Source organism: Nocardiopsis sp. LDBS0036 (assembly GCF_041228755.1).
Lineage (GTDB): Bacteria > Actinomycetota > Actinomycetes > Streptosporangiales > Streptosporangiaceae > Nocardiopsis > Nocardiopsis dassonvillei.
In genome coordinates, this window is the sequence record NZ_CP141103.1 from 5514779 (window position 1) to 5538833 (window position 24055).

The following is a 24055-nucleotide window of genomic DNA, read 5'->3' on the forward strand; positions in this document are numbered from 1 at the left end:
CCACCCCAGAGAGAAGGTCCCATGTACAAGAGAATCGCCCTGCCCCTGGCCGCGCTGCTCCTGACCGGGTGCGGCGCCAGCGACCCCTACGCGGAGGAGGGCGGCGGCGGGTCCGGAGGCGGCTCCGGCGACGCGGTCGTCATCGGCTCCGCCGACTTCCCCGAGTCCACCCTGCTCGCCGAGATCTACGGCCGGGCCATGGAGGCCGAGGGCGTGGAGGTCGACTACCAGCTCGGCATCGGCAGCCGCGAGGTCTACTACTCGCAGATCGAGTCCGGCAACCTGTCGGTGTTCCCCGAGTACAACGGCGCGATCCTGGCCTACCTCGACGAGAACGCGCCCACCGGCAGCAGCGAGGAGACCAACCAGAGGGTCACCGAGGCGCTGCCCGAGGGCCTGGAGATCCTGGACTCCTCCAGCGCGGAGAACAAGGACTCGGTCACCGTCACCAGCGAGGTCGCCGAGGAGCACGGTCTGGCCAGCCTGGAGGACCTGGCCGGTGCCGCGGGGGAGCTGACCCTGGGCGGCCCGCCGGAGTTCGAGACCCGCCAGCAGGGCGTGGTGGGCCTGGCCGACGTCTACGGTGTGGAGTTCGGCGAGTTCCGTTCCCTGGAGGTGGCGCTGCTGACACAGGCGCTCCTGGACGGTGACATCCAGGCGGCCAACCTGTTCACCACCGACCCGCAGATCACCGCGAACGACTTCGTGGTCCTGGAGGACCCGGAGAACCTGTTCGGCGCGCAGAACATCACCCCGCTGGTCAACGGCGAGCAGGTGGACGAGACCGCCCGGGGCGCGCTGAACGCCGTCTCCGCCGCCCTGACCACCGAGGCCCTCACCCAGCTCAACGAGCGGGTGGTCATCGGCAACGAGAACGCCGCCGACGTCGCCCAGGAGTGGTTGGAGCAGGAGGGGCTGGCCTGAGCGGTCGGCTCCCGGCGGTCGAGGGGGAGCCGGGGTCGAGGCGGCGGCGGAGTCCGCGCGCCTCGACCCCGCGGGGGTGAGCCGTCCGCACGCGCCCACCCCCGGGGCCTCGGCCCTTCGCCCACCGCACCGGCCGCCTACTCCACCAGCCGGTACCGGCCGGAACGGCGGGCCAGGGCCGCGCCCTCGCCCCGTACCCCCGGCAGGTTGGTGACGTCGGCGAAGAAGACCACGTGGTCGCCGACCGCTACTTGCTGGCGCACTGAGCACTCCAGCGCGGCCAGGGCCTCGTCCAGCACGATCGCGCGGGTGTGCTCGCCCCGGTGGTGGGGCTGGTCCGTCACCAGCAGGCGCGCGCTGGGACGGCCCTCGGCGGAGAAGCGCCCGGCCACCGCCCGCTGGCCGACCCCCAGCACGTTGACGGCGAAGGCGCCGACCTCCTCGATCACCTCGGCCATGTAGCCGCTGGCGTCCACGCTGACCGACACCACTGGCGGGTCGGCCGAGACCGACCCGAAGGCGCTGACGGTGGCCCCCACGTCGTCGCGTCCGTCGGCGACGGTCACCACCGTGACGCCGACGGGCAGCAGGGCCATCGCTTCCAGGTACGTCAACGGATCTCCCACAGCCCCGGCATCATCAGCGGGCCGCCGACCGGCAGCCCCATCGCCACGGCCACGTGCTCCAGGGGACCCCAGGCGCTGACCACGGTCTGCGGGCCCGAGGCACCCACGTCCTCGCTGGACTCGTGCTGGCGGATCCGGTCGAGCGGGTTCGGGCGGGGGAAGGGCCGCACCGGGAGCGGCCCCGCGCCGGCCTTCTCACGGGCCAGCCGGACGGCGGTCTCCAGGCCGCCCAGCTCGTCCACCAGACCGCGCTCGTGGGCGTCGCGGCCGGTCCACACCCGGCCCCGGGCCACCTCGTGCACCTGCTCGCGGGTCATCCCGCGCGCGGCGGCGACCTTGCCGGTGAAGTCCTCGTAGATCTCGTCCAGGAGCGCGTTGACCCGCTCCCACTCGGACTCGGTGAAGGGCCGGTCGGTGTCGAACATGCCCGCGTGCTCGCCGGTGCGCACGGAGTCGCTGGTCACGCCGTACTGCTCCTTCAGCGCGCCCAGGACCGGTTTGCCGGTGATCACGCCGATGGAGCCGGTCAGGGTGCCCGGCTGAGCGACGACCGCGTCCGAGCCCAGGGTCACGTAGTAGCCGCCGGAGGCGGCGACGTCGCCCATCACGGCCACCACGGGGATGCCCGCCTTGCTGGTCAGCTCGGTCTCGCGGCGGATCGCGTCGGAGGCGGTCGGGGAGCCTCCCCGGCTGTCCACCCGGAACACGACCGCCTTGACCTGGGGGTCCTTGCGCGCGGCGCGGAAGGCCGCCGCCACGGTGTCCGAGCCCATGACGGTGCCGCCGCCCAGGGGCGAGCGCCGGGTCCGGCCCAGGCTGATCGTTCCGGTGGCCGAGATCAGCGCGATGTGGCCCCCGGTGTTGCGGGACAGCTGCTGGGGCGCGGTGTGCTTGCGGTGGTAGCGGGTGACGAACTGCAGCTGAGGCTCACCGCTCAGCTCCCCGAACAGCTGCGCGTACACCTCGTCCCGGTGGGCGAGCCCGTCCACCAGCTTGTGCTCGACCGCCTCGCGGGCCAGGAAGGGGCCCTTGGAGACCAGCGCGCGCACCTCCTCCCGGGGCAGCCCCCGGGCCAGGGAGACCGCCTCGACGATCTGGTCGCCCAGCGAGGTGACGATCCGGTCGCTGGCCTCGCGCTGGGCGGCGGTGTAACCGGTCTCGGTGACGCTGTTCATCGCGTTCTTGTACTCGTGGCGCGCGCCCACCTCGTAGGACACGTCCAGCTTGTCCAGGGCGCCCTTGACGAAGGTCGTGCGCATCATCAGGCCGGTCAGGCCGAGCACGCCGGTGGGCGCCATGACCACGCGCGAGAACGCGCAGGCCAGGTAGTAGGGCAGGTTGCCCTCGCCGGTCTCGCCGAAGGAGTCGGCCCAGGCCACCGCGGGTTTGCCCGCCGCGCGGAAGTCGGCGACGGTGTCGCGCAGCTCCTGGACCTTGGCGAATCCCAGGGACCGGGCGTCCACCCGGACCAGGAGGGCCGCCACCCGCGGGTCGCGCGCGCCGCGGCGGATCCCCTCCAGGACGTCCAGGTACTGCTGCCTGCGCCGGTTCATGATCTGGCTGAGCGGATCCCCGGGGGCCTGGTCGGCGACCCCCTCCGTCAGGTCCAGCTCCAGCACCAGCGGCCCCTGGGGGCGCTGTCGGGTCTTCATGATCTTCGCGAGGTCCACCATGGGCCCAGCGTAGTGCTCCGGGGTGCGGGACGCCGTCCGGAACGGGTTGAATCGGGCGATGCGGTCGTCGGGCGCGCTAGGGTCAACGGTGGTTCGAGCACGGGATCCACGAGAGGGACGACGGCATGGCGGGCATCCACGGGCGAGGGCGGCGGGCGCGCGCCGCACGCGTCGGCACGGGAACGGTCGCGGCTGCCGCGGCGCTGCTGCTCCTGTCGGCCTGCTCCGGAGGGAGCGAGGCCGAACTTCAGCTCGGCGAGAGCGGGCCCCTGCCCGCGGCGGAGCCCCCGGCGCCGGAGGAGTTCGCCACCGAGAGCATCGAGGGCGTGTCCCTGAAGGTCCCCGAGGGCTGGCAGACCCAGAACGAGGGCGGCGTGCTCTGCGTGAGCCCGCCCGGACAGGAGCCCTGCGGGTACGGCTCCGTGCAGTTGACCCCGCACGCGGCGGAGAACCACCCCCAGGGCTGGCCGGGCGAGGGCGAGGCGTTCAGCGAGGAGGGCGGCTGGGCCGCCGACACCGGCAGCTGCCGCAGCCTCAACACCGCCGCCTCCGGGGGCATCGGCGTGGAGGGGGCCGAGCTCGCGGTCTCCGACTTCACCGACCACGCCGACGGCCTCACCTCGCACCACTCGGTGTGGAACGTGGCGTGCGTCAACGGCGACACCTTCGAGGTGCGCATGTGGTTCCTGCCGGTCAGCGACGTCCTGCTCTACGTGTGGTCGGCCGACTCCCAGTACTCCGCCGTGTACGACGAGATCGCCCTGTCCATGGACACCAGCGAGTACCAGAGCTGACCGCCACGGTTTCGGTTCGACCGATTACCCGATCGGGTGTCCCCGGGGTCCGATGAGGCCGTAGGGTCGTACTCGTTACGACGACGGCCGCCCGCGCGGGCGGCGCGGTCGCAGGCGACGTGAATCGGGGGCAGCACTGGTGACCACCATCGGAGCGGCGGGACGTGTCGTTCAGTACACGCTCGACAACGGATTGCGTCTGGTGACCGCTGCGGCCTCCACGGGCCAGGTCGCCTCCGTGAACCTGTGGTACGGCGTGGGGTCCCGGCACGAGGTCCCCGGGCGCACGGGGTTCGCGCACCTCTTCGAGCACCTGATGTTCCAGGGCAGCGGCGGCGTCGCCAAGGGCGAGCACTTCGAGGAGGTCGAGAGGCTCGGCGGCGACATCAACGCCTCCACCTCGACCGACCGCACCAACTACTACGAGACGGTCCCCGAGCACGCCCTGGACCGGATCCTGTGGCTGGAGGCCGACCGGCTGGCGACCCTGCGCGAGGGCATGACCCAGGAGGTCCTGGACAACCAGCGCGACGTCGTCAAGAACGAGCGCCGCCAGCGCTACGACAACCAGCCCTACGGCACCGCCCTGGAGCGCATCCTGCGGCTGGCCTACCCCGAGGGCCACCCCTACCACCACCCGACCATCGGCTCCATGGCCGACCTGGACGCCGCCGACCTCGACTACGTCAAGTCGTTCCACAGGGCCCACTACGGCCCGGACAACTGCGTGCTCACCGTGGTCAGCGACCTCGACCCCGAGGACGTCCGGGGCCGCGTGGAGAAGTTCTTCGGTCCCATCCCGGCCCGCGAGAGCGTCCCCGAGGCGCCCGACGCCGCCCTGGAGGCCCCGCTGGGCGGCCCGGTCCGCGACGCGGTCACCGAGACCGTGCCCGCCGCCGGGGTGTTCCTCGGGTTCCGCGTCGCCCCCTACGGCGAGCGCGGGTTCGACGTCATGCACCTGGCCTCGGCCGTCCTGGGCCAGGGACAGGGCAGCCGCCTGTACCGCTCCCTGGTGGTGGACCGCCCCATCGCCGCCGACGACGGCGGCGGCGCCGCCGACATCCTGCCGTTCCGCTACACCGACAGCCTGATGCTGGTGAACATGCTCGCCCGCGAGGGCGTCAGCGGCGACGTTCTGGAGGAGGCCATGCGCGAGGAGATCGCCAAGCTGGCCGCCGGGATCACCGAGGAGGAGCTGGACCGGGCCCGCGCCGTCCTGGAGCGCGACCACCTCCAGTCCATCTCCAGCCCCTCCGGGCTCGCCGACAGCATCAGCAGCTGCACCCAGCTGTTCGACGACCCCGAGCTGGCCTACACCTGGCCCCGGCGCTGGGACGACATCACCGCCGAGGAGGTGCGGGCCGCCGCCGAGCGCGTGCTGGTCGACGACAACCTGCTCGTCGTCCGCTTCGACCCCGAGGAGTCCGGGGCCGCCGAGGCGGCCGGGGCCGACACCGTCGACGCCTGATCCGGGTTCCGTTACCGCAAGCCGCAGAAAGAGCCGCAGAGCATGCCGCACAAGTCGCGTCCGGACCTCGGTGCCGTAGCGTCCTACACCTTTCCCAAGCCCCGCCGCCTCACCGTCGGCGGCGGCACGGTCGTCGCCATCGACGTACCCGGCCAACAGCTCGTCTCCCTCCGCCTCGTGCACCCCCACGGCGGTGCCGCCGAGCCGCTCGACGCCATGGGCGTCAGTGCTCTGACCAGCGAGGTCCTGGAGGACGGTCCCAACGGCAACAGCTCCCTGGCGCCCGCCCTGGAGCGCCACGGCGCCGAGTGGGTCTCCCGCGTCAACTGGGACGCCTTCATCACCGGCCTGGACGCCCCCGCGGGCCGCCTGCCCGAGGCGGTGCGCCTGTTCGCCGACGCGGTGCGCCGTCCCGCGCTGAACCCCGACGACGTCGTCCGCCGCCGCGACCAGCTGCTGGAGCGGTTCTGGCTGGAGGCGGCCTCGGCCAGCACCCTGGCCATGCGCAGCCTGGGCGGGCAGCTGTTCACCGGCCGCTACGCCACACCGCTCGCGGGCGGCCCGGTCAAGCTGGCCGACGTCACCCCCGAGACCGTGGCGGCCTTCCACGCCGACTCCGTCGCCTCGGTGGCCGGAACCCTCGTGGTCGTCGGCGACCTCACCGGGATCGACCTGGAGGACCTGGGCAAGACCGTGTTCGGCGACGCCGCCGCCGTGCGCGCGCCCGAGCCGACCGAGCCCGCCCCGCCGCCCGGGGAGCTGCCCCGCGTCCTGATCGTGGACCGGCCCGGCTCCGTGCAGTCCGCCCTGGTCATCGCGCACCGCGCCCCCTCCCGCTCGCAGGTGGACCTGCCGCGCGCCGAGGGCGTCAGCGAGGTCCTGGGCGGCATGTTCACCTCCCGGCTCAACCTGGAGCTGCGCGAGCGCCTGGGCTACACCTACGGCGCCGGGTCCCGCTTCGACCTGCGCCGCGACAGCGGGGTGTTCTTCATGTCCGCCCAGGTCGAGGCGGACACCACCGCCCACTCGGTCACCTCCTCGCTGGAGCAGGTCGCCAAGCTGCGCGAGTCGGGGGTCACCGAGGAGGAGCTGGCCGCCGTGCGCGACTCCAACACGGTGGGCCTGCCGGTCACCTACGCCACGGCGCGCGCCATGGCCGGGGCCCTGGTCGACATGGTGGTGCACGACCTGCCCGAGGACCACGTGGACCGCGTCCGGGCCGGGTACGAGAGGCTCACCAAGGAGTCCCTGGACAGCGCCGCCACCGAGTACCTGCGCCCCGAGGAGTCGGTCGTGGTGGTCGTCGGCGACGCCGAGCGCCTGCGCCAGCCGCTCACCGACACCGGGGTCGGCCCGGTCGAGGTGCGCACCCCCGACTCGCTCTGGACCTGAGGCCGACGGGTGCGCGGGCGGTCCGCCCGCGCACCCGCGCCACCCCGGCCAACAGGCACGGGAGTCTCATAATGAGACCTACGTCACTGCATGCTCGGGTCGTCGTCGGACATAACGAAAGCGAACCTATGTGTCCGTGATGTGGCAACCACCAGCATGGATCCGGCGTCCTGCTGGTATAACGAGTGATCCGTGCACCTACGTGGTGACAGCGACCGCAATGCTCCCGCAGGAGGCCACCATGGCCGGTGAATGGACCCGTGGATAACCGTGTCCTCCCTAGAGAACCCCCACACGCAGCGCCCCGAGGCGTCGCGCTCCTCCGCACGGGCGGAGGCGGTCGACGCCGCCGAGCCCCGTCCCGAGGGACGCCTGCTCAAGGGGCGCTACCAGTTGGTGTCGGAGATCGCCCGCGGCGGTGTCGGCACGGTCTGGCGCGCCACCGACCTGGTCATCGACCGCGAGGTGGCCGTCAAGGAGCTGCGCCTGCCCGCGGACCTGAGCCGCTCCGAGCGCGAGTCGCTCCTGCAGCGCACCACCCGTGAGGCCCGCGTCGCCGGACGCCTCACCCACCCCAGCCTGGTCACCGTCCTGGACGTCGTGGACGAGGACGACCGCCCCTGGATCGTCATGGAGCTGGTGGAGGCCTCCACCCTGGAGGAACTCATCCAGGTGGGCGGCCCGCTGCCCTACCAGCGCGTGGCCGAGATCGGCCTCCAGCTCATCGACGCCCTCAAGGTCGCGCACGCCGAGGGCATCGTGCACCGCGACGTCAAGCCCGACAACGTGATGATCAGCCAGGCCGGTCGGGTCGTGCTCACCGACTTCGGGCTGGCCGCCTGGAACGGCGAGTCGGCGCTGAGCGCGTCCGGGCGCATCATCGGCTCCCCGGCCTACATCCCGCCGGAGCGGGCCAAGGCCGGCCCGGTGGGACCCGAGTCCGACCTGTGGTCCCTGGGCGCCACCCTGTACGCGGCGGTGGAGGGGCACCCTCCCTACGACCGCAAGGGCTACATCAAGATCCTGCGCCAGGAGCAGCTGGACGAGCCCGCCGAGGCCGCCAGCGCGGGCCCGCTGGCGCCGGTGCTGGCCGGTCTGCTCCGGGTGGAGCCCTCGGAGCGGTTGACCGCCGAGAACGCCACCAAGATGCTGCGGATCGCCGCTCTGGCGCCGTGGGCGCCCGAGACGAGCCCGGAGACGGCCGCGCAGGGCACCGCCACGCCGGCCGAGCCCCGTCCCGAGGGCGAGGAGCGCGAGTCGGCCCGCGAGCACTTCAAGGCGGGCGCGCACGTGCTGGCGGAGTCCATCAACGAGCGGCTGCGCAACAGCCCCGAGGCGATGAACTCGATCATGACCTCGATCCGCGAGTCCACGGACACGCTGGGGCTGACCAGTTCGGGCAAGCACGCCGAGCGCAGCCGCCTGCCCGCGGTGGCCACCATCGCCGCGGTCTCCCTCGGCGTCCTGGTGCTGCTCGCGGTCATGCTCTGGGCGCTGCTCGGCCGCTAGCGCCGCCGCGGCGGGACCCTCCGCGCGGGCTGAGCGGGGTGGGATGGGTGGGGCCGGCGGGATTCGAACCCGCACTGTACAGCACCTAAAGCTGCCGTCTCCTGCCAGTTGGACTACGGCCCCTCGCGGACAACTGTACCGGTGCCGGGCGCGGGGCCCGGCCGCGGCGTGCACACGGGCCCGCCGCGCCCGGGGGCCGCCCCCGGCACCCGTGTCACAGGCCCAGTTCCCTCTTGATCCGGTCGACGTGGCCGGTGGCCTTCACGTTGTAGAAGGCCTTCTCCACCCGGCCGTCGGTGCCCACGACGACGGTGGAGCGGATGACGCCCTGCACGACGCGGCCGTAGTTCTTCTTCTCGCCGAAGGCGCCGTAGGCGCGCAGGGTGTCCTTGCCCGGGTCGCCCAGGAGCGGGAAGGTCAGACCCTCCTTGTCGCGGAACCTGGCCAGCTTGTCGCTCGTGTCCGGGGACACGCCCAGGACGGTGAGGCCCGCGGAGTCGAAGTCGCGCAGGTTGTCGCGGAAGTCGCAGGCCTGCGTGGTGCACCCGGGGGTCATGGCCGCCGGGTAGAAGTACAGGACGACGCGCTTGCCGGTGGAGGCCAGCACCTCGCTCAGGGTGACGGGCTTGCCGTCGGCGTCGTCGAGGGTGAAGTCGGGTGCCTGGTCGCCGGGCTCCAGGCGGATCGGGTCGCTCACGTGGTGTCCCCCTTGGGTTCGCGGGCGGGGCGCCGCCCCGCCGACTCTCGCCCTCACCCTAACCACACCCGCCTTCCGGTGCCCCGTGAGTCGACGCTTCGCGGGCTGTGCCAGGCTGGGGGTACGGTGTTCGGTTGCGATTCCGGTTCGGTTCGCCCGCATCCGGAGTGACCAGCGACGCGATCACCTATTGTTGACCGCACTCGTCCCGTCGTTCGGCCCCGGCGACGTCCGCCGCGCACCGGGGACGCCGCGTCGGCGGCGCCCGGCGGGCCGGAACACACCCGCTTCGCTTGGAGAGTATTGGCGACGATGCCTGGATTCACACTCGACGAGGTCAGGGCCCGGACCCTCAAGGAGCGCGACTCCTGGTGGACGGTCTACCTCGTGGACCCCATCGCGGTCCGGCTCGTGCGCCTGGTGGCCAACCGCACCTCGATCACACCCAACCAGCTGACGGTGGTCGCGCTCTTCCTGGGGCTCGGCGCGGCCGTCTGCTTCTCGCTGGGCTACCGCCACTTCCTGGCGCTGGGCGCGCTGCTGTACCTGCTGTCCTTCCTGATGGACTGCACGGACGGCAAGCTGGCCCGGCTCACCGGATCGGAGTCGCTGTTCGGGTCGTGGATGGACTACGTCTCCGACCGGTTCCGGGTGCTGGTGTGCGTGGTCGCCCTGATGGGCGGGCAGTACGTCGTCGCCGAGAACGCCGAGGGCGACGGGCCGGTGTGGTTCGTGTGGCTGGCCCTGGCCGTGGTGTTCCTGGACATGCTGCGCTACCTCAACGCGCTCCAGGTGTACAAGGTCCGCAGGGAGATGCGCTCGCACCTGGCCGCCGCCCTGGAGAGGGCCCGCGCCACCCTGTCGATGCTGGAGCCGGAGGAGGACGACACCGGCTCGGCCACCGGCGCGGGCGGGCGGACGATGAGCGACGGCGGCGAGCAGGCGGTGCTGCGCCACGGCATCGGCGTGCTGGAGCAGATCCTGCACAGCCAGAACGAGCGCGAGGCCCGCAACCAGCGCACGGCGGGCAAGCAGCCCGACCTCACCCTGCCCAAGGTGGACCTGCACCAGGAGTTCCGCAACCGCTTCCCCTGGTACCAGCGGTTCTGGTCGGCCCTCAACGCCAGACGGGTCAGGACGCACCTGGTGGGCGGCATCGAGTTCCAGATGTCGGTGTTCGTGATCGCGCCGCTGGCGGCCGCCGTGTTCGGCGCGCCGTCCCTTATCGGGTGGATCACCGCTGTGGCGGGTGTTTTGCTCCTCGCCTTCGAGATCGCCATCATCTATAAACTGTGGTTGTCCACGCGGGACTTCTTCCGCGTGGTCGACGGAATCGACAGCGCGCTGAGATTCTCCGGTCCGTCCGACGGCGCGGAGGAAGGGAGCCGGGACACCGGCTCGGACACGGGTTCTCAGACGACCCTGCGCTAGTGGAGAGAGGCACCCATGACGGGACGTGACACCGAACCGCGCCTGACCCCGGCGGACGTCGTCGCCGAGATCAACCGCGAACAGCGCCAGCTCGCCGAGACCCTGGACGAGTTGAGCGTGCAGGCCCGGCCCGCCAACATCGCCCGCAAGCAGATGGAGAGGGTCCGCGAACGCGGCGCCCGGATCGTGGACGAGGCGCGCGCCCTGGTGGTCGGGGGCGGCGCGGTGCGCGTGGAGAGCCACCCGGTGGAGCCCGAGGAGGGCAGCATCGTCGTCAAGGGCGACGGCCACGTCGTCACCACCTACCAGTCGCGCGGTCAGCTCCCCCCGGAGGCGCTGCTGCTCGCGGTCGGCGTCGGGGCGGTCGTCGCGGTGGGCGTGGTGGCCTGGGCGGTGCACCGCAGGAGGAAGTAGCGCCGGAGCGGCGCACGTTCGGAGGGGTCCGCGTCAGCGGGCCCCTCCGTGTGTGCGGCGACCGTCGGGCCGGGCGTCCAGGGGGCGCTGGGGCGGTGTCCGGCACGGGCCGCGGGCCACGCGCGGGCCCCGGGGCGCCGCCTGTTTCCCCCGCGGGAGTGCCGCCGGCTTCAGCCGGTGGGTGGATCGCGGGCGCCAGGACGTGGGGCCCGCGCCGCCAGGCGGGCTTTGAGGCGTGGACCACCGGCGGGCGGGTTCCGTCAGCTGGCTTCTCCCGCCTTCAGGCGGGGGAGGAGGTCAAAGGAAGGTCTGGCCCTCGCCCCGGTAGGTGGGCACGGCGCCCGCGTACTCGCCGGTGTCGGAGTCCACCAGGTGCAGGGTGTCGAAGCGCTCGCACAGTTCTCCCGCCTTGGCGTGGCGCATCCACACCCGGTCGCCGACGGACAGGCCGTCGGCCGCGGCGCCGAGCAGGGGCGTCTGCACCTCGCCCGCGCCCTCGTTGACGCTGTAGGAGAGCCCGGCGGGCAGGTGGGGGAGCGGGGCGCGGTGGGCGTTCACGGGGCCCGAGGCGGGGTAGCCGCCGCCCAGGGCGGTGGCCACGCCCGGTCCGGGCCGGCGCACGACGGGGAGCGCGAACAGGGCGGCGGGGCGTCCGCCGAAGGAGCGGTAGTGGTCGAACAGGTGCGGGTGGTAGAGCCCCGAGCCCGCCGCCAGCTCGGTCACGGCCCTCTCCCGGCCGGTGGTGTGCAGGCTGCCGGTGCCGCCGCCGTTGACGAAGCGCAGGTCGGCGACCTCCCTGACGGCGTGGACGATGGCGGCGCGGCGCTTGGCCAGCTCCACGGCCGAGCGGCGCTGGACGGCGCGCAGGAGGCGTCCGTAGAGCGGTCTGCCGGGCGGGGCGTCGCCCACCCCGGCGATCTGGCCCTCGTAGGCCATGATCCCGTCCAGCTCCAGTCCGGGGCGGGCCGCGACCGCGCGGGCGAACGCGGCGGCCTGGGCCGGGGTGCGCACGGGGGAGCGGTAGGTGCCCACGCGCAGGCGCGGTCCCACGGGCTGCCAGCTGGTGTCGACGTCCAGGCACACCCGGACCGGCGGGGCGTCGGGGCCGCGGGATTCGGCGGCGTCGGCGACGGCGGCGCCGATCAGGTCCAGGTGCGCGGTGTCGTCCACCATCAGGGTGATCGCGCGGGCGGCGCGGGGGTCGCGCACGAGCCTGGCCAGGGCCTGGCGGTCGACGGTGGGGTAGGCGACGAGGACGTCGTCGCTGAGGGGGCGGTCGCCGGTGGCCAGCCAGAGGGCCTCGGGCAGGGTGAAGGCCATGACGCCCGCGTAGCCGGGCAGGGCGAGGACGGTGCGCAGCAGTTCGCGGCTGCGCACGGACTTGCTGGCGATCCGGATGGGCCTGCCGTGGGCGCGGCGGGTCAGGTCGGCCGCGTTGGAGCGCAGGGCGGCGAGGTCGACGAGGGCGAAGGGGGCTTCGAGTCCGCGTGTGGCGGACTCGTACGTTTCGCGCAGACTTGTCATGTCCTGAGCATGCCAGAACATGAATGTCTTTCATATTCTCGGCGGAAAAGGGGACCCGGTACCCCCGTGGCGGGCGGTCCGCGGACAACCTCGCGACAACCGGCCCCCGGTGTCGCGGGGGCGATACCCTGGGGTGTCACGGCTGATCAGCCGTCCGACCCCGGGAGTGGTTCTTTCCATGAGTGAGCGTGAGTACGTCCTGACCCTTTCGTGCCCCGACAGCCGGGGCATCGTCGCCGCTGTGGCCAACCTGCTGTCCGACCACGGTTGCAACATCACCGAGAGTCAGCAGTACGGCGACCACTACACGGGGCGCTTCTTCCTGCGGATGCAGTTCGTGGCGGAGCGGGGCGGCGACGGCGTGGTGGGGGAGGACGTCCTGCGCGGCGCCTTCGCGGCGCTGGCGGGCGACTTCGGCGGCCGGGGCGGCGACGCGTTCGTGGAGTGGACCCTCAACCCCCGCGACGTGCGCCCGCGCATGATCGTGATGGTGTCCAAGTTCGGCCACTGCCTCAACGACCTGCTCTACCGCCAGCGCAGCGGCCTGCTGGACGCCGACATCGCCGCCGTGGTCTCCAACCACCCCGACCTGGAGTTCCTGGCCGACTCCTACGGCGTGGACTTCCACCACCTGCCGGTCACGGCCGGGAGCAAGAAGGAGCAGGAGGCGCGCCTGCTGGAGCTGGTCGACTCCTACGACGTGGACCTGGTGGTCCTGGCGCGCTACATGCAGGTGCTCTCCGAGCAGCTGTGCGCCAAGATGTCCGGCCGGATCATCAACATCCACCACTCCTTCCTGCCCAGCTTCAAGGGCGCCCGGCCCTACCACCAGGCCCACGCGCGCGGTGTGAAGCTGATCGGCGCGACCGCCCACTACGTCACCGCCGACCTCGACGAGGGCCCGATCATCGAGCAGGAGGTGTCCCGGGTGGACCACACGCACAGCCCGGAGCAGCTCACGGCGATCGGCCGGGACCTGGAGTCGGTGGCGCTGGCGCGCGCGGTCAACTGGCACGCGCAGCGCCGCGTACTGCTCAACGGGGACAAGACGGTCATCTTCGGCTGAGCCGGACGCCCGCCGCGCGGCGGCGGGGTGCGGTCCGCGCACGGGGGCGCCCGAGGGCGCCCCCGTGCGTTTTCCTGCCCCGACCAGATCCTCGACGCTGTTTTGGGTCGGAGATGGGACTGACCTTGCCCGTTCCGACCAGGAAAAATTACTCACAGTGCTTTGTCGGATACAGTGTGTATGTATATGGTGTGGTCAGTTCGACATCCTTCCGGCCAGGACACGGGCCCGGGTTTCGGTCCGGCCCTCTGGGAGGGCACATCCGCCGGGAAGACGCGGGGAGCGGTCCGGGGGCGCCTTCGGCGCCGCGACCGTCCGTGCGGCCCGCACACTGCGTAGGGGGACCCAGTGACGGACATGAGAACCGAGACCAAGGTGCCGGGAGCCCGCGAGTCGGGCCGGACCAGCCGGGGGGACTCCTCGCGCGATGAGGGCGGGCGCACCCAGATCGCGGACGGCGTGGTCGCCAAGATCGCCGGCATGGCCGCGCGTGAGATCGGCGGCGTCCACGCCATGGGCGGCGGGACCGCGCGTGCGGTCGGCGCGGTCAGGGACGTGGTGACCCGGGGCGGCGACAGCGGCTCGGTCGCGCGGGGCGTCTCGGTCGAGGTGGGTGAGCGCCAGGCCGCCGTCGACATCGACCTGGTCGTCGAGTACGGAGCCGCCATCCAGGACCTGGCCGCGGCCGTGCGCCGCAACGTCACCTCGGCGGTGGAGCGCATGACCGGGCTGGAGGTCACCGAGATCAACATCCGGGTGGACGACATCCACCTGCCCGACGACGACCGCGGCGAGGACGACGGCGAGTCCGCGCCCCGGGTGCAGTGATGGCGGCCGCCGACGGGGACCCGGGCGAGGTCGCCCGGCGCCTGGTGCGGGAGGCCGAGCGCTTCCCGGACGTGGTGGAGCTGTCCTCGGGGGGTTTCGGCACGCTGACCACGCCCGTCCCCGGAGGACGGGTCCTGGGGGTGGCGGTACGCGACGACAGCGTCGAGGTCGGCGTCGTGGTCCGGTTCGGGCGGCCCCTGCCGGAGATCGCCGCCGAGCTGCGCCGCGGCCTGACCCCGGTCGCCGGGGGCCGTACCGTCCACGTGTCCGTGGAGGACGTGGTCGCGGGACTGCGGGACGGCGCCCGTACGGGTGGTTGAGCAGGCAGCATCGGGTGCTGGACAAGAGGGGGAAGCCATGTGGCCCATCGTCGGACTGTCCTACGGGACGGTACTGGGTCTTGCCGCCGCGTTCGGCGGGTTCACGGCCTTCGCGCTGGTCCTGATCCTGGGGCTCGCGGGGTTCGTCGCCGGTCGGGCGATGGAGGGCGAGATCGACCTCACCGCGATGTTCTCGCGGCGCTCCGCCTGAGATGTGAGGGAGCGGACGTGGCCGGAGTGCGGACCAGTACGGTTCCCCGACAGAGGGAACGCCCGGGCGACGAGGTCGCCCGGGAGCGGAGCGGGGGCGGGGGAGGACGCGACCCCGGCGGCCGCACCGTCATCGAACCCGGTGTGGTCGAGAAGGCGGCCGCGCGTGCGGTCCGCGAGGTCCCCGGCGCCCTCCCCGCCCGGTCGCGCACGGCGCGGGCCCGGGTGAGCGGCGAGGTCGTGCTGCTCAGGCTGAGGGTCGGCGTCCGCTACCCGCACTCGGTGCGCGAGGTCGCCGCACGGGTGCGCGGGCACGTCGGGCGGCGGATCGAGCAGATCACCGGAAAGCGGGTCCACCACATCGACATCGAGATCGCGGAGTTGGTGCGCTGACATGACCACCGTGGAAGAGGTGCTCGGACGCCCCGACCAGGGCGTCGACCGCCGGGCCAGGCGGGTGGCCGTCCACACGTTCCGTCCGCGGCGGTCCTGGCCCGCGGTGATCACGGGCTTCGTGATCCTCCTCGTGGCCGTCGTGGCCGCCGCCGAGGTGATCTCGGCCCTGGCGGGAAGCCCGCTGGGGCTGATCCCGGTCGGCGCGGCCAGCGGGTACGCGGCGACCACGACCTGGTCGATGCCGTCGGTGCAGATCGCCTCGGCGGTCCTGGCGCTGATCGGGCTGGCCCTGATCGTGGCAGCCCTGGCCCCCGGACGGGGGCGCTGGACGGCCCTGCGCACCGACGACCCCGCCCTGGTGGTGGGGCTGACCCGGCCCGCGCTGCGCCGGGCGGTGGCCGCCGCGGCCGAGGGCGTCAGCGGCGTCGACGGCGTGCACGTGACGGTGCGCGGCAACAGGATCCGGGTGCACGCGCGCACCGGGATGCGCGGGTCGGCGGGGCTGCCCGCCGAGGTGACCGCGGCAGTGGAGCGGCGGTTGGAGGAGCTGGCGCCGCTGCGCAGCATGCGGATCGCCACCCACGTGCGGTACGCGGAGGGTTGACCATGGCTGGTGACAGGTCGCGCAGGTCGGCGCGGGGAAACCGGTGGGGGCTGGCGGTCGTGGGGGCGGTGCTGCTCGTCGCCGGGCTGGCGTCGCTGGCCGCCGGGCGCGGCCTGTTCGGCGGGGGAGCGGCCGACAGCGCCCTGCTCGGCCCCGGGGCCCGGGAGGCGCTCGACCAGCAGTGGGTGCCCTACGCGGTGGTCGCGGTGGCCTTCGTCGCCGGTTTCCTGGCCCTGCGCTGGCTGATGTCCCAGGGGCTCAACGACACGGTGGGGCGCCTGGTCCTGGAGCGCGGGGAGCAGGGGCGGGTGGAGATGTCCGAGAACGTGGCCCGCGGGGCCCTGGAGCAGGAGGTCGCCGACTACCCGGGCGTGCGCCGCGCCCGCGCGAGGCTGACCGAGTCCGCCGAGGCGCCGCACCTGCGCCTGGCGCTGACCCTGGACGACGACGCGGACGTGGCCGGGGTGTGGCGGCGGGTGAGCTCGGAGGCGCTGGCGAACCTGCGCCGGGCGCTGGACCTGGAGCAGGTCCCGGCCGTCGTGCGGATGTCGATGACGGCACCTGCCAAGAACCCGCGGCGCAGCCTGGCCTGAGCCGTTGCCGCCGATTGTCGGTGCCTGCTGTTAGCTTCGCCACATGACTCGAACGACTTTCGTGAACCTGCCCGTCAAGAGCGTCGACGCCACCCGGGAGTTCTTCAGCGCGCTGGGCTTCGGCTACGACGAGGCCTTCTCCGACGACAGGGCGCTGTGCATGGTCGTCAGCGACACCTCGCGCGTCCTGTTCCTGTCCGAACCCTTCTTCGCGGAGTTCACGCCCTCGGGGATAGCCGACACCTCCGCGGGCGCGGAGGTGATCACCTGCCTGAGCGCCGACAGCCGTGAGGACGTGGACCGGATCGCCGAGGCCGCCGCCGTGGCCGGGGCGACCCACGCCAGGACCACCGAGCACACCGGCATGTACTCGCGCTCCTTCGCCGACCCCGACGGCCACCTGTGGGAGTTCCTGTACATGGACGCGACCGCCACCATCTCCTGAGCGACGGCGGGCGCGGGCCCCGGGGCCCGCACCCGCCGGCCGCGTCAGCGCACGGCGTCGCGCTCGTGGCGGATCCGGCCGTCGCGCAGCACGGTGCGCACGCTCGTCTCCGGCGAGGCCAGGACCCCGATGTCGGTGAGCGGGTCGCCGTCGACCACGACGAGGTCGGCCCGCGCCCCGTCGCGCAGGGTTCCGACGACCCCCTCCAGCCCCAGCAGGCGGGCGGCGTTGACGGTGGCGGCGCGCAGCACGTCCGCGGCGGGCTGGACCCGGCCGCGGATGGCGAACTCCTGGCTCTGGCGGTCCTGCATGCCGCCGAGCAGGTCGCTGCCGAAGACCAGGTTCACCCCGGCCTCGTGGGCCATGCGCAGGGCGTCCAGCCCCCGGTCGAGCACGGTGTCCACCTTGGCCTGGCTGGCCGCGGGCAGCCCGTTGGCGGCCCCCTGCCGGGAGAGTTCCTGGTAGGTGACCAGGGTGGGCACCAGGTAGGCGTCGTGCTCCAGGAACAGCTCGATGCTGCTCTCGTCGATGAGGTTGCCGTGCTCGATGCAGCGCACGCCGAGGCGGAGCCCGCGGTTGACGGCGCGGGCGGTGTAGGCGTGGCCGGTCACGTAGCGGTTGGCCGCCTCGGCCTCCTCCACCACGGCCCGGATCTCGTCCTCGGAGGACTGGGTGGAGTCGATGCGGTCGGTGGGGGAGGCGACGCCGCCCGAGAGCATGATCTTGAGGTGGTGGGCTCCGGTGCGCAGCTGCTCGCGGGCCGCGCGGCGGAACTCCACGGGCCCGTCGCAGACGATGCCCGCGCCGGGGCAGCAGGCGTGGGTGTCGTTGCCCTGGCGGCCGGGCGTGCGGAAGTCGCCGTGGCCGCCGGTCTGCGACAGCGCCTTGCCGCCGAACATGAGCCGGGGGCCGTCGACGAGCCCCTCCTCGACCGCCCTGGCCAGCCCCCAGTCGCCCCCGGCGACGTCGCGGACGGTGGTGAAGCCGCGCCTGAGCATGTCGCCCAGGGACCGTCCCGCGTAGCTGGCGATGTAGGCGGGCGACTGGTCCATCGCGGCGCCGAGGTCGGCGCTGAAGGCGGTCGGGTGCACGTGGGCGTCGATCAGGCCCGGCATGAGGGTGGCCCCCGCCAGGTCCACGGTCGGCACCCGCGGTCCCACCTCGGGCGGGGTTCCCCGGCCGCTGCCCGCGACGAGGCCGTCCCGCACCAGGAGCCAGGAGCCGGGGGTCCTCGTGCCCGCCTCGGGGTCGAGCAGCCCGGCGCCCGTGAAGAGGATGTGCGGTTCTGACTGGCGGGTCATGGATACCTCCGTCGGGGTTCGCGTTGTTGCAATATATGTTGCACCACGGGGAGGGGGCCACCCCGAGGGGGTGGTATCGCTTGGGGTGCGGCGCAGTCCGGGGCGCCGGGACGGAGGGGTGATGGCGGACTGGATCGAGGCCGCGCTCGGCGGCGGACGCCTGGGCCGCGCGGCCGAGCGCGTGGTCAGGGTGCTGCGGGACGAGCCGAGGTTCGCCTCCTACGCGAGCACCGCCGAGCTCGCCGAGCGGGCCGGGGTCAACGTCGCCACGGTCGTGCGGGCCGCGCAGGCCCTGGGGTTCACCGGCTGGCCCGCCCTGCGCGTCGAACTGCGCTCGCGCTACCTGGCCTCGCTCAGCGCCGGAGAGGTCCTGGCAGAACACGCCGGGTCCGACGCCGACCCCGTGCGCGAGGCCTTCCGCGCCGACCGCGAGGGGCTGCGCGACCTGGAGCGGACCCTGGACCCCGCCCGGGTGCGCGCCCTGGCGGGCGCGGTGCACGGGGCGCGCCGGACGCGGGTGGTGGGTTCGGGCACCTTCGCGGCGCCGGGCGTGCAGCTCGCGCACGCCGCGGGGATCATGGGCTACGACGTGGAGCGCCTGGAGCTGGGCGGAACCGGCCTGGTCAGCGCGCTGGCGCGGATGGGCCCCGGCGACCTGTTGCTGGCGTGCGACCTGTGGCGGCTCCCGGTCGCGCTGCGCTCGGCGGCGCGGGTGGCCCGTGAGCGGTCGGTGCCGGTCGCGGTGATCACCGACCGCAGGGACTCCCCGCTGGCGGAGGGGGCGGCGCACGTGCTGCTGGTGCCCAGCGAGGGTGTGGGCATGTTCCCCTCGCTCACCCCGGTGATGGCGGTCGTCCACGCGGTGCTGGCCGAGCTGGCCCGCCTCGGCGGGGACGAGGTGCTGGCCGCGGTGCGCGACACGGAGCGGCTCTGGGAGAGCACGGAGCTCTTCTGAGCGACGCCGGGGGGAACGACCTGGGAAGACGCGGTGACACGACTGTGACGTGATCAGGGTCACGTTCGCTGCAATAAGTGTTGCATTTCACGCGGCGGGGCTGCTTACATGGCCCGGTCGGGCCGCCCCGCGGGCGGTCCCTCCCGTGCACGTCCCCCGAACCCAACCTCGCCGCGAAGGTGGCCCATGCAGACGACCCATCTCGTGATCCTCGCCGTGTACATCCTGGCCATGATCGGGATCGCCCTCTACTTCGTGCGCTCGGGCAGGCTGCGCGGCGGTGACGACTTCCTGTTCGCCGGACGCAGCCTCCCCCGCCCGGTCATGATCGCCACCATGCTGGTCACCTGGGTCGGCTCGGGCACCATCATCGGCGGCGCCAACTTCGCCTACACCTACGGCCCGACGGCCGGGATGGTCTTCTTCGCGGGGACGCCGCTGGGCATCCTGGTCCTGCTCCTGGCGGCCCGCCGGATCCGCCGGGCGTCCCGGCACACCATCCCCGAACTGCTGGAGGTGCGCTTCGGCATCGGGGTGCGCACCGTCGCCGCCGTGGTCACCACCATCGCCTTCCTGGGGCTGACCGCCTCGCAGTTCGTCGGCGGCGGATACGTCGTCAGCCTGGTCACGCCGCTGTCCGCCACTCAGGGCACCGTGCTCATCGCGGTCGTCGTGACGCTGCTGACCGTCACCGGAGGCCTGTTCTCGGTCGCCTACACCGACTTCGTCTCGGCCATCCTCATCCTGCTCAGCCTGTTCGTGTCGGTGCCGTTGGTGTTCGCCGCGATCGGCGGCCCCGGCGCCTACTGGGACGGCCTTCCCGAGCAGGCGACCACCTTCAGCGGCGGACTCACCGCCCTGCAGCTGCTCGGCTACTTCCTGCCGCTCTTCCTGCTCCTGCTCGCCGACCAGAACATGTACCAGCGCCTGGCCGCGGCCAAGGACGAGCGCGAGGCGCGCTCCTCCACCCTGGGCATGTTCGTGGGCAGCTTCTTCGTCTTCGTGCCCGTCGTGCTGCTCGCCACCTGCGCCGCCATCCTCATGCCCGGCATCAACGGCGACATGGCGGTGCTGAGCCTGGCCTCCGAGGGCTACCTCCCGGTGGTGCTGGGCGGTCTGATCCTGGCCGGGGCGGTCGCCTTCGTCATCACGACCGGGTCCTCGTACATGCTCTCCTGCGCCTCCAACGTCGCCTACGACCTGTACGCCCGCTTCGCCGGGGACGGTGTGGACGAGCGCCGCAAGCTCGTGGTCCAGCGCCTGTCGGTCCTGGGCATCGCGCTCGCGGGCCTGGCGCTGAGCCTGTTCTTCCCGACCGTGCTGGAGCTGCAGATGTACTCCTACACGGTCTACGGCGCCGCGATCACCCCGGTGGTCCTGTCGGTGCTGTTCTGGAAGCGCGCGACCACCGCGGGCGCCGTCGCGGCGCTGGTGGTCGGCGCGGCCACCACCATCGGCTGGCAGATCGCCGGGACCCCGGGCGGCCTCAACGCGGTCATCGTCGCCCTGCCCGCCGCCCTGGTCGCGCTCGTCGTGGCCAGCCTGGTCACCAAGGCCCCCGACCCCGCGCGGGTGGCCGCGGCCGAGGAGCCCGCGCCCACCGGAACCGACGCCTGACACACGCGGGGACCGCTCCCGACCGGGCGCGGTCCCCGTACTCTCTCCCCGCGCCCCGGCGGGCGGCCACGTCGGCCGCGAGGAAGACGGATCCCTCAGCACTCGATGACGTTGACGGCCAGGCCGCCGCGCGAGGTCTCCTTGTACTTGTCCATCATGTCGCGGCCCGTGTCGCGCATGGTCCGGATGACCTTGTCCAGCGACACGAAGTGGCTGCCGTCGCCGCGCAGCGCGATGCGCGCGGCGCTGATCGCCTTCACCGAGGCCAGCGCGTTGCGCTCGATGCACGGCACCTGCACCAGGCCGCCGATGGGGTCGCAGGTCAGCCCCAGGTTGTGCTCCATGGCGATCTCGGCGGCGTTCTCCACCTGCGCGGGGGTGCCGCCCAGCACCTCGGCCAGCCCGGCGGCGGCCATCGAGGAGGCCGAACCCACCTCGCCCTGGCAGCCCACCTCGGCACCCGAGATCGACGCGTTCTGCTTGAACAGGATGCCCACGGCCCCCGCGGTCAGCAGGAACCGCACCACGCCCTCGTCGCCCGCGCCCGGGCTGAAGTGCAGGTAGTAGTGCAGCACGGCGGGCACGATGCCCGCGGCCCCGTTGGTCGGCGCGGTCACCACACGGCCGCCCGCGGCGTTCTCCTCGTTCACGGCCAGCGCGTAGAGCGTGATCCAGTCGCTGCCGCGCATGGGGTCGGAGTCCACCCCCGTCGGCGCCAGCAGGCCCGACTCGTCGCAGTTGCCGCCCAGCTGCCGGTACAGGCGGTGCGCCCGCCGGGGCACCTTCAGCCCGCCGGGCAGGCTGCCCTCGGTGGTCACCCCGCGGCGCACGCACTGGCGCATCGCCTCCCACAGCACGAGCAGCTCGGCCCTGATCCGCTCGGGGGAGCGCCCGAACGCCTGCTCGTTGGCGAGCATCACCGCGCTGATCGACATCCCGGTGTCGGCGCAGATGCCCAGCAGCTCCTCGGCGCTGGAGAAGGGGTGGGGCACCCGGGTGTCGTCGGCCTTGATCCGGTCCGCGCCCGCCGCGCGCTCGTCCACGACGAACCCGCCGCCCACCGAGTAGTACACCTTCGCCGCCAGTTCGGCGCCGGAGGAGTCCAGCGCCACGAACCGCATCCCGTTGGGGTGGTCGGGCAGGCTCTCCCTGCGGCGGAAGTCCACGTCCACGGCCGGGTCGAAGGCCACCGGCGGCCCCTCGGGCTCGCCCAGGTACAGGGTCCCCTCCCGGCGCACCCCCTCCACCAGTTCGGGCACCGCGTCCACGTCCACGTGCTCGGGGGTGTGCCCCATCAGCCCCAGGACCACCGCGCGGTCGCTGCCGTGCCCCTTGCCGGTGAGCGCCAGGGAGCCGTACAGCTCCGCGCGCACGCGGGCCACGCCGTCGAGCAGGCCCTCCTCGCGCAGTCCGGCCACGAACGTGCGCGCGGCCTTCATCGGCCCGACCGTGTGCGAGCTGGACGGTCCGATTCCGATCTTGAACAGGTCGAACACGCTGATGGCCATGGCTGTCCTCCTCGTCGAGTACAGGGCCCGGGCATGGGATCGCCGTGCGGGGCCGCCCGGCCCCGCACGGCGCGGCTCTACAGGTTCGGGTAGAGCGGGTACTTCGCGGTCAGCGCCTGGACCCGGCCGCGCAGCGCGGCCTCGTCGAACTCCGGCTTGAGCGCCTCGGCGATGACGTCCGCGACCTCGGCGAAGTCCTCGTCGCCGAAACCGCGGGTGGCCAGCGCCGGGGTGCCGATCCGCAGACCGGAGGTGACCATCGGCGGGCGCGGGTCGTTGGGCACCGCGTTGCGGTTGACCGTGATCCCGATCGAGTGCAGGCGGTCCTCGGCCTCCTGGCCGTTGAGCTCGGAGTTCACCAGGTCCACCAGGACCAGGTGCACGTCCGTGCCCCCCGAGAGCACCTTCACGCCGACCTCGGCCGCGTCCGGCCGCGTCAGCCGCTCGGCGAGCAGCCTGGCGCCCGAGACCGTGCGGCGCTGGCGGTCGGCGAACTCCTCGCCCGCGGCGACCTTGAGGGCCACCGCCTTGGCCGCGATCACGTGCTCCAGCGGCCCGCCCTGCATGCCGGGGAACACCGCGGAGTTGATCTTCTTGCCCAGCTCGGCCTTGGCCAGGATCATGCCGCCGCGCGGGCCGCCCAGGGTCTTGTGCGTGGTCGTGGTGACCACGTCGGCGTGCGGCACCGGGTTGGGGTGCAGCCCCGCCGCGACCAGACCGGCGAAGTGCGCCATGTCCACCATCAGGAGCGCGCCGACCGAGTCCGCGATCTTGCGGAAGCGGGCGAAGTCCAGCTGGCGCGGGTAGGCCGACCACCCGGCGACGATCATCTTGGGCCGGTGCTCCTCGGCGAGCGCCTCGACCTCGTCGTAGTCGACGGTGCCGTCCTCGTCGCGCACGTGGTAGGCCACCGCGTTGAGGATCTTGCCGGAGTAGTTGATCTTCATGCCGTGGGTCAGGTGGCCGCCGTGGGCCAGGTCCAGGCCCAGGATGGTGTCACCCGGCTTGAGCAGCGCGAAGTACACGGCCGTGTTGGCCTGCGCGCCCGAGTGCGGCTGCACGTTGGCGTGCTCGGCGCCGAACAGCGCCTTGGCGCGGTCGATGGCGAGCTGCTCGACGACGTCGACGTGCTCGCACCCGCCGTAGTAGCGGCGGCCCGGGTACCCTTCCGCGTACTTGTTGGTCAGGACGGTGCCCTGGGCCTCGATCACCGCCTGGGGGGCGAAGTTCTCCGAGGCGATCATCTCCAGGGTGTCGCGCTGGCGGGCCAGCTCCGCGTCGACCGCGGCCGCCACCTCGGGGTCCAGTTCGCCCAGCGTCTGGTTGAGCGTGTTGTCAGTAGCCATCGGGGGCCTACTCCTCGCCTTCGGTCAGCTTGGTGTACTCCTCGGCGGAGAGAAGGTCGGTGGGCTCCTCGGAGATCCGGGCCCTGAACAGCCAACCGTCCTCGAAGGGCGAGGAGTTGATGGTCTCGGGCTCGTTCTCCAGGATCGCGTTGACCTCGGTGACCTCACCGCTCACGGGCGAGTAGACGTCGCTGACGGACTTGGTGGACTCCACCTCGCCGCACGGCTCGTCCGCGGTCACCTCGCTGCCGACCTCGGGCACCTCGACGTAGACGATGTCGCCCAGGGACTCGGCGGCGAACGAGGTGATCCCGACGGTGGCGATCCCGTCCTCGACCACGACCCACTCGTGTTTGGCGGTGTAACCCAGCTCCGTGGGAACGCTCACTTCAACTCTCCTTGGAGGTGTTCCAT

At 72.8% G+C, this 24055-nt stretch carries 25 protein-coding genes and 1 tRNA gene; 17 read left to right on the forward strand and 9 right to left on the reverse strand.

Going from position 1 to position 24055, the window contains the following annotated elements:
- Window positions 1–21: 21 nt before the first annotated feature.
- Complete coding sequence (locus UIS43_RS23610) at window positions 22–924, forward strand: ABC transporter substrate-binding protein (RefSeq protein WP_013151455.1); 903 nt, start codon at window positions 22–24, stop codon at window positions 922–924.
- A gap of 137 nt (window positions 925–1061) precedes the next feature.
- Here UIS43_RS23610 and UIS43_RS23615 read toward each other — a convergent pair whose 3' ends face one another.
- Window positions 1062–1520 carry a flavin reductase family protein gene (locus tag UIS43_RS23615; RefSeq protein WP_370013272.1) on the reverse strand — a complete coding sequence of 153 codons (459 nt, stop codon included), beginning with the start codon at window positions 1518–1520 and terminating at the stop codon, window positions 1062–1064.
- A 14-nt stretch (window positions 1521–1534) separates the two neighbouring features.
- The gene (gene sppA / locus UIS43_RS23620) at window positions 1535–3223 is read right to left on the reverse strand and encodes a signal peptide peptidase SppA (protein ID WP_370011726.1); all 1689 of its coding nucleotides are present in this window, start codon (window positions 3221–3223) and stop codon (window positions 1535–1537) included.
- Window positions 3224–3348: 125 nt separating this feature from the next.
- Between sppA and UIS43_RS23625 the strand changes: the two genes are divergently transcribed.
- The 4 genes from UIS43_RS23625 to UIS43_RS23640 all read left to right on the forward strand — a co-directional run bounded on the left by UIS43_RS23625 (window position 3349) and on the right by UIS43_RS23640 (window position 8386).
- Window positions 3349–4017 carry a hypothetical protein gene (locus tag UIS43_RS23625; protein ID WP_013151458.1) on the forward strand — a complete coding sequence of 223 codons (669 nt, stop codon included), beginning with the start codon at window positions 3349–3351 and terminating at the stop codon, window positions 4015–4017.
- A gap of 139 nt (window positions 4018–4156) precedes the next feature.
- Complete coding sequence (locus tag UIS43_RS23630; RefSeq protein WP_013151459.1) at window positions 4157–5485, forward strand: pitrilysin family protein; 1329 nt, start codon at window positions 4157–4159, stop codon at window positions 5483–5485.
- A gap of 42 nt (window positions 5486–5527) precedes the next feature.
- Window positions 5528–6877, forward strand: a complete 1350-nt coding sequence (locus UIS43_RS23635) for a pitrilysin family protein (RefSeq protein WP_013151460.1) — start codon at window positions 5528–5530, stop codon at window positions 6875–6877.
- Window positions 6878–7129: 252 nt separating this feature from the next.
- Window positions 7130–8386 (forward strand): serine/threonine-protein kinase, encoded by a 1257-nt coding sequence (locus UIS43_RS23640; protein ID WP_232238613.1) that lies wholly within the window; start codon window positions 7130–7132, stop codon window positions 8384–8386.
- Between the two features lie 48 nt (window positions 8387–8434).
- Here UIS43_RS23640 and UIS43_RS23645 read toward each other — a convergent pair.
- Together UIS43_RS23645 and bcp are read right to left on the reverse strand one after the other, a co-directional pair.
- Window positions 8435–8509 (reverse strand) — tRNA-Leu (locus tag UIS43_RS23645).
- Window positions 8510–8600: 91 nt separating this feature from the next.
- Window positions 8601–9083, reverse strand: coding sequence for a thioredoxin-dependent thiol peroxidase (gene bcp, locus UIS43_RS23650; protein ID WP_013151462.1), 483 nt, complete (start codon window positions 9081–9083; stop codon window positions 8601–8603).
- Window positions 9084–9395: 312 nt separating this feature from the next.
- Between bcp and UIS43_RS23655 the strand changes: the two genes are divergently transcribed.
- Together UIS43_RS23655 and UIS43_RS23660 are read left to right on the forward strand one after the other, a co-directional pair.
- Window positions 9396–10514 carry a CDP-alcohol phosphatidyltransferase family protein gene (locus UIS43_RS23655; RefSeq protein WP_117198827.1) on the forward strand — a complete coding sequence of 373 codons (1119 nt, stop codon included), beginning with the start codon at window positions 9396–9398 and terminating at the stop codon, window positions 10512–10514.
- Window positions 10515–10529: 15 nt separating this feature from the next.
- Window positions 10530–10928: a DUF3618 domain-containing protein gene (locus UIS43_RS23660; protein WP_013151464.1), complete on the forward strand. Its 399-nt coding sequence runs from the start codon at window positions 10530–10532 to the stop codon at window positions 10926–10928.
- Window positions 10929–11225: 297 nt separating this feature from the next.
- On the opposite strand, the gene UIS43_RS23665 is transcribed toward UIS43_RS23660, so the two are convergent.
- Window positions 11226–12452 carry an amino acid deaminase/aldolase gene (locus UIS43_RS23665; protein ID WP_041552230.1) on the reverse strand — a complete coding sequence of 409 codons (1227 nt, stop codon included), beginning with the start codon at window positions 12450–12452 and terminating at the stop codon, window positions 11226–11228.
- 178 nt (window positions 12453–12630) lie between these two features.
- On the opposite strand from UIS43_RS23665, the gene purU reads away from it, so the two are divergent.
- From purU to UIS43_RS23705, 8 genes are all read left to right on the forward strand, one after another.
- Window positions 12631–13518: a formyltetrahydrofolate deformylase gene (gene purU, locus UIS43_RS23670; RefSeq protein WP_013151466.1), complete on the forward strand. Its 888-nt coding sequence runs from the start codon at window positions 12631–12633 to the stop codon at window positions 13516–13518.
- Between the two features lie 357 nt (window positions 13519–13875).
- Window positions 13876–14346 (forward strand): Asp23/Gls24 family envelope stress response protein, encoded by a 471-nt coding sequence (locus UIS43_RS23675; RefSeq protein WP_081461688.1) that lies wholly within the window; start codon window positions 13876–13878, stop codon window positions 14344–14346.
- The gene (locus tag UIS43_RS23680; RefSeq protein WP_013151468.1) at window positions 14346–14666 is read left to right on the forward strand and encodes a hypothetical protein; all 321 of its coding nucleotides are present in this window, start codon (window positions 14346–14348) and stop codon (window positions 14664–14666) included. The genes UIS43_RS23675 and UIS43_RS23680 overlap by 1 nt, the downstream gene beginning before the upstream one ends.
- 37 nt (window positions 14667–14703) lie before the next feature.
- Window positions 14704–14877, forward strand: a complete 174-nt coding sequence (locus tag UIS43_RS23685) for a hypothetical protein (RefSeq protein ID WP_013151469.1) — start codon at window positions 14704–14706, stop codon at window positions 14875–14877.
- A gap of 17 nt (window positions 14878–14894) precedes the next feature.
- Window positions 14895–15269, forward strand: coding sequence for a hypothetical protein (locus tag UIS43_RS23690; RefSeq protein WP_013151470.1), 375 nt, complete (start codon window positions 14895–14897; stop codon window positions 15267–15269).
- A gap of 1 nt (window position 15270) precedes the next feature.
- Entirely contained in the window at window positions 15271–15876 is a 606-nt protein-coding gene (locus UIS43_RS23695) for a DUF6286 domain-containing protein (RefSeq protein ID WP_013151471.1), read from the forward strand.
- 2 nt (window positions 15877–15878) lie between these two features.
- Window positions 15879–16469 carry an alkaline shock response membrane anchor protein AmaP gene (locus tag UIS43_RS23700; protein WP_013151472.1) on the forward strand — a complete coding sequence of 197 codons (591 nt, stop codon included), beginning with the start codon at window positions 15879–15881 and terminating at the stop codon, window positions 16467–16469.
- Window positions 16470–16512: 43 nt separating this feature from the next.
- Window positions 16513–16914 (forward strand): VOC family protein, encoded by a 402-nt coding sequence (locus UIS43_RS23705; RefSeq protein WP_013151473.1) that lies wholly within the window; start codon window positions 16513–16515, stop codon window positions 16912–16914.
- 44 nt (window positions 16915–16958) lie between these two features.
- On the opposite strand, the gene UIS43_RS23710 is transcribed toward UIS43_RS23705, so the two are convergent.
- Window positions 16959–18215: an amidohydrolase family protein gene (locus UIS43_RS23710; protein ID WP_117197807.1), complete on the reverse strand. Its 1257-nt coding sequence runs from the start codon at window positions 18213–18215 to the stop codon at window positions 16959–16961.
- A 121-nt stretch (window positions 18216–18336) separates the two neighbouring features.
- Here UIS43_RS23710 and UIS43_RS23715 point away from each other — a divergent pair, with 121 nt between their 5' ends.
- Both UIS43_RS23715 and UIS43_RS23720 read left to right on the forward strand, forming a co-directional pair.
- Window positions 18337–19170, forward strand: coding sequence for a MurR/RpiR family transcriptional regulator (locus tag UIS43_RS23715; RefSeq protein WP_013151475.1), 834 nt, complete (start codon window positions 18337–18339; stop codon window positions 19168–19170).
- Between the two features lie 186 nt (window positions 19171–19356).
- Window positions 19357–20787, forward strand: a complete 1431-nt coding sequence (locus UIS43_RS23720) for a sodium:solute symporter (protein WP_013151476.1) — start codon at window positions 19357–19359, stop codon at window positions 20785–20787.
- 95 nt (window positions 20788–20882) lie between these two features.
- Here the strand turns inward: UIS43_RS23720 and UIS43_RS23725 are convergent, their stop codons facing one another.
- The 3 genes from UIS43_RS23725 to gcvH all read right to left on the reverse strand — a co-directional run bounded on the left by UIS43_RS23725 (window position 20883) and on the right by gcvH (window position 24029).
- On the reverse strand, window positions 20883–22295 hold the full coding sequence (locus tag UIS43_RS23725) for an L-serine ammonia-lyase (RefSeq protein ID WP_370011731.1): 1413 nt from the start codon (window positions 22293–22295) through the stop codon (window positions 20883–20885).
- A 77-nt stretch (window positions 22296–22372) separates the two neighbouring features.
- Window positions 22373–23641 (reverse strand): serine hydroxymethyltransferase, encoded by a 1269-nt coding sequence (gene glyA, locus UIS43_RS23730; RefSeq protein ID WP_013151478.1) that lies wholly within the window; start codon window positions 23639–23641, stop codon window positions 22373–22375.
- Window positions 23642–23648: 7 nt separating this feature from the next.
- Window positions 23649–24029, reverse strand: a complete 381-nt coding sequence (gene gcvH, locus UIS43_RS23735; RefSeq protein WP_013151479.1) for a glycine cleavage system protein GcvH — start codon at window positions 24027–24029, stop codon at window positions 23649–23651.
- Between the last annotated feature and the right edge of the window lie 26 nt (window positions 24030–24055).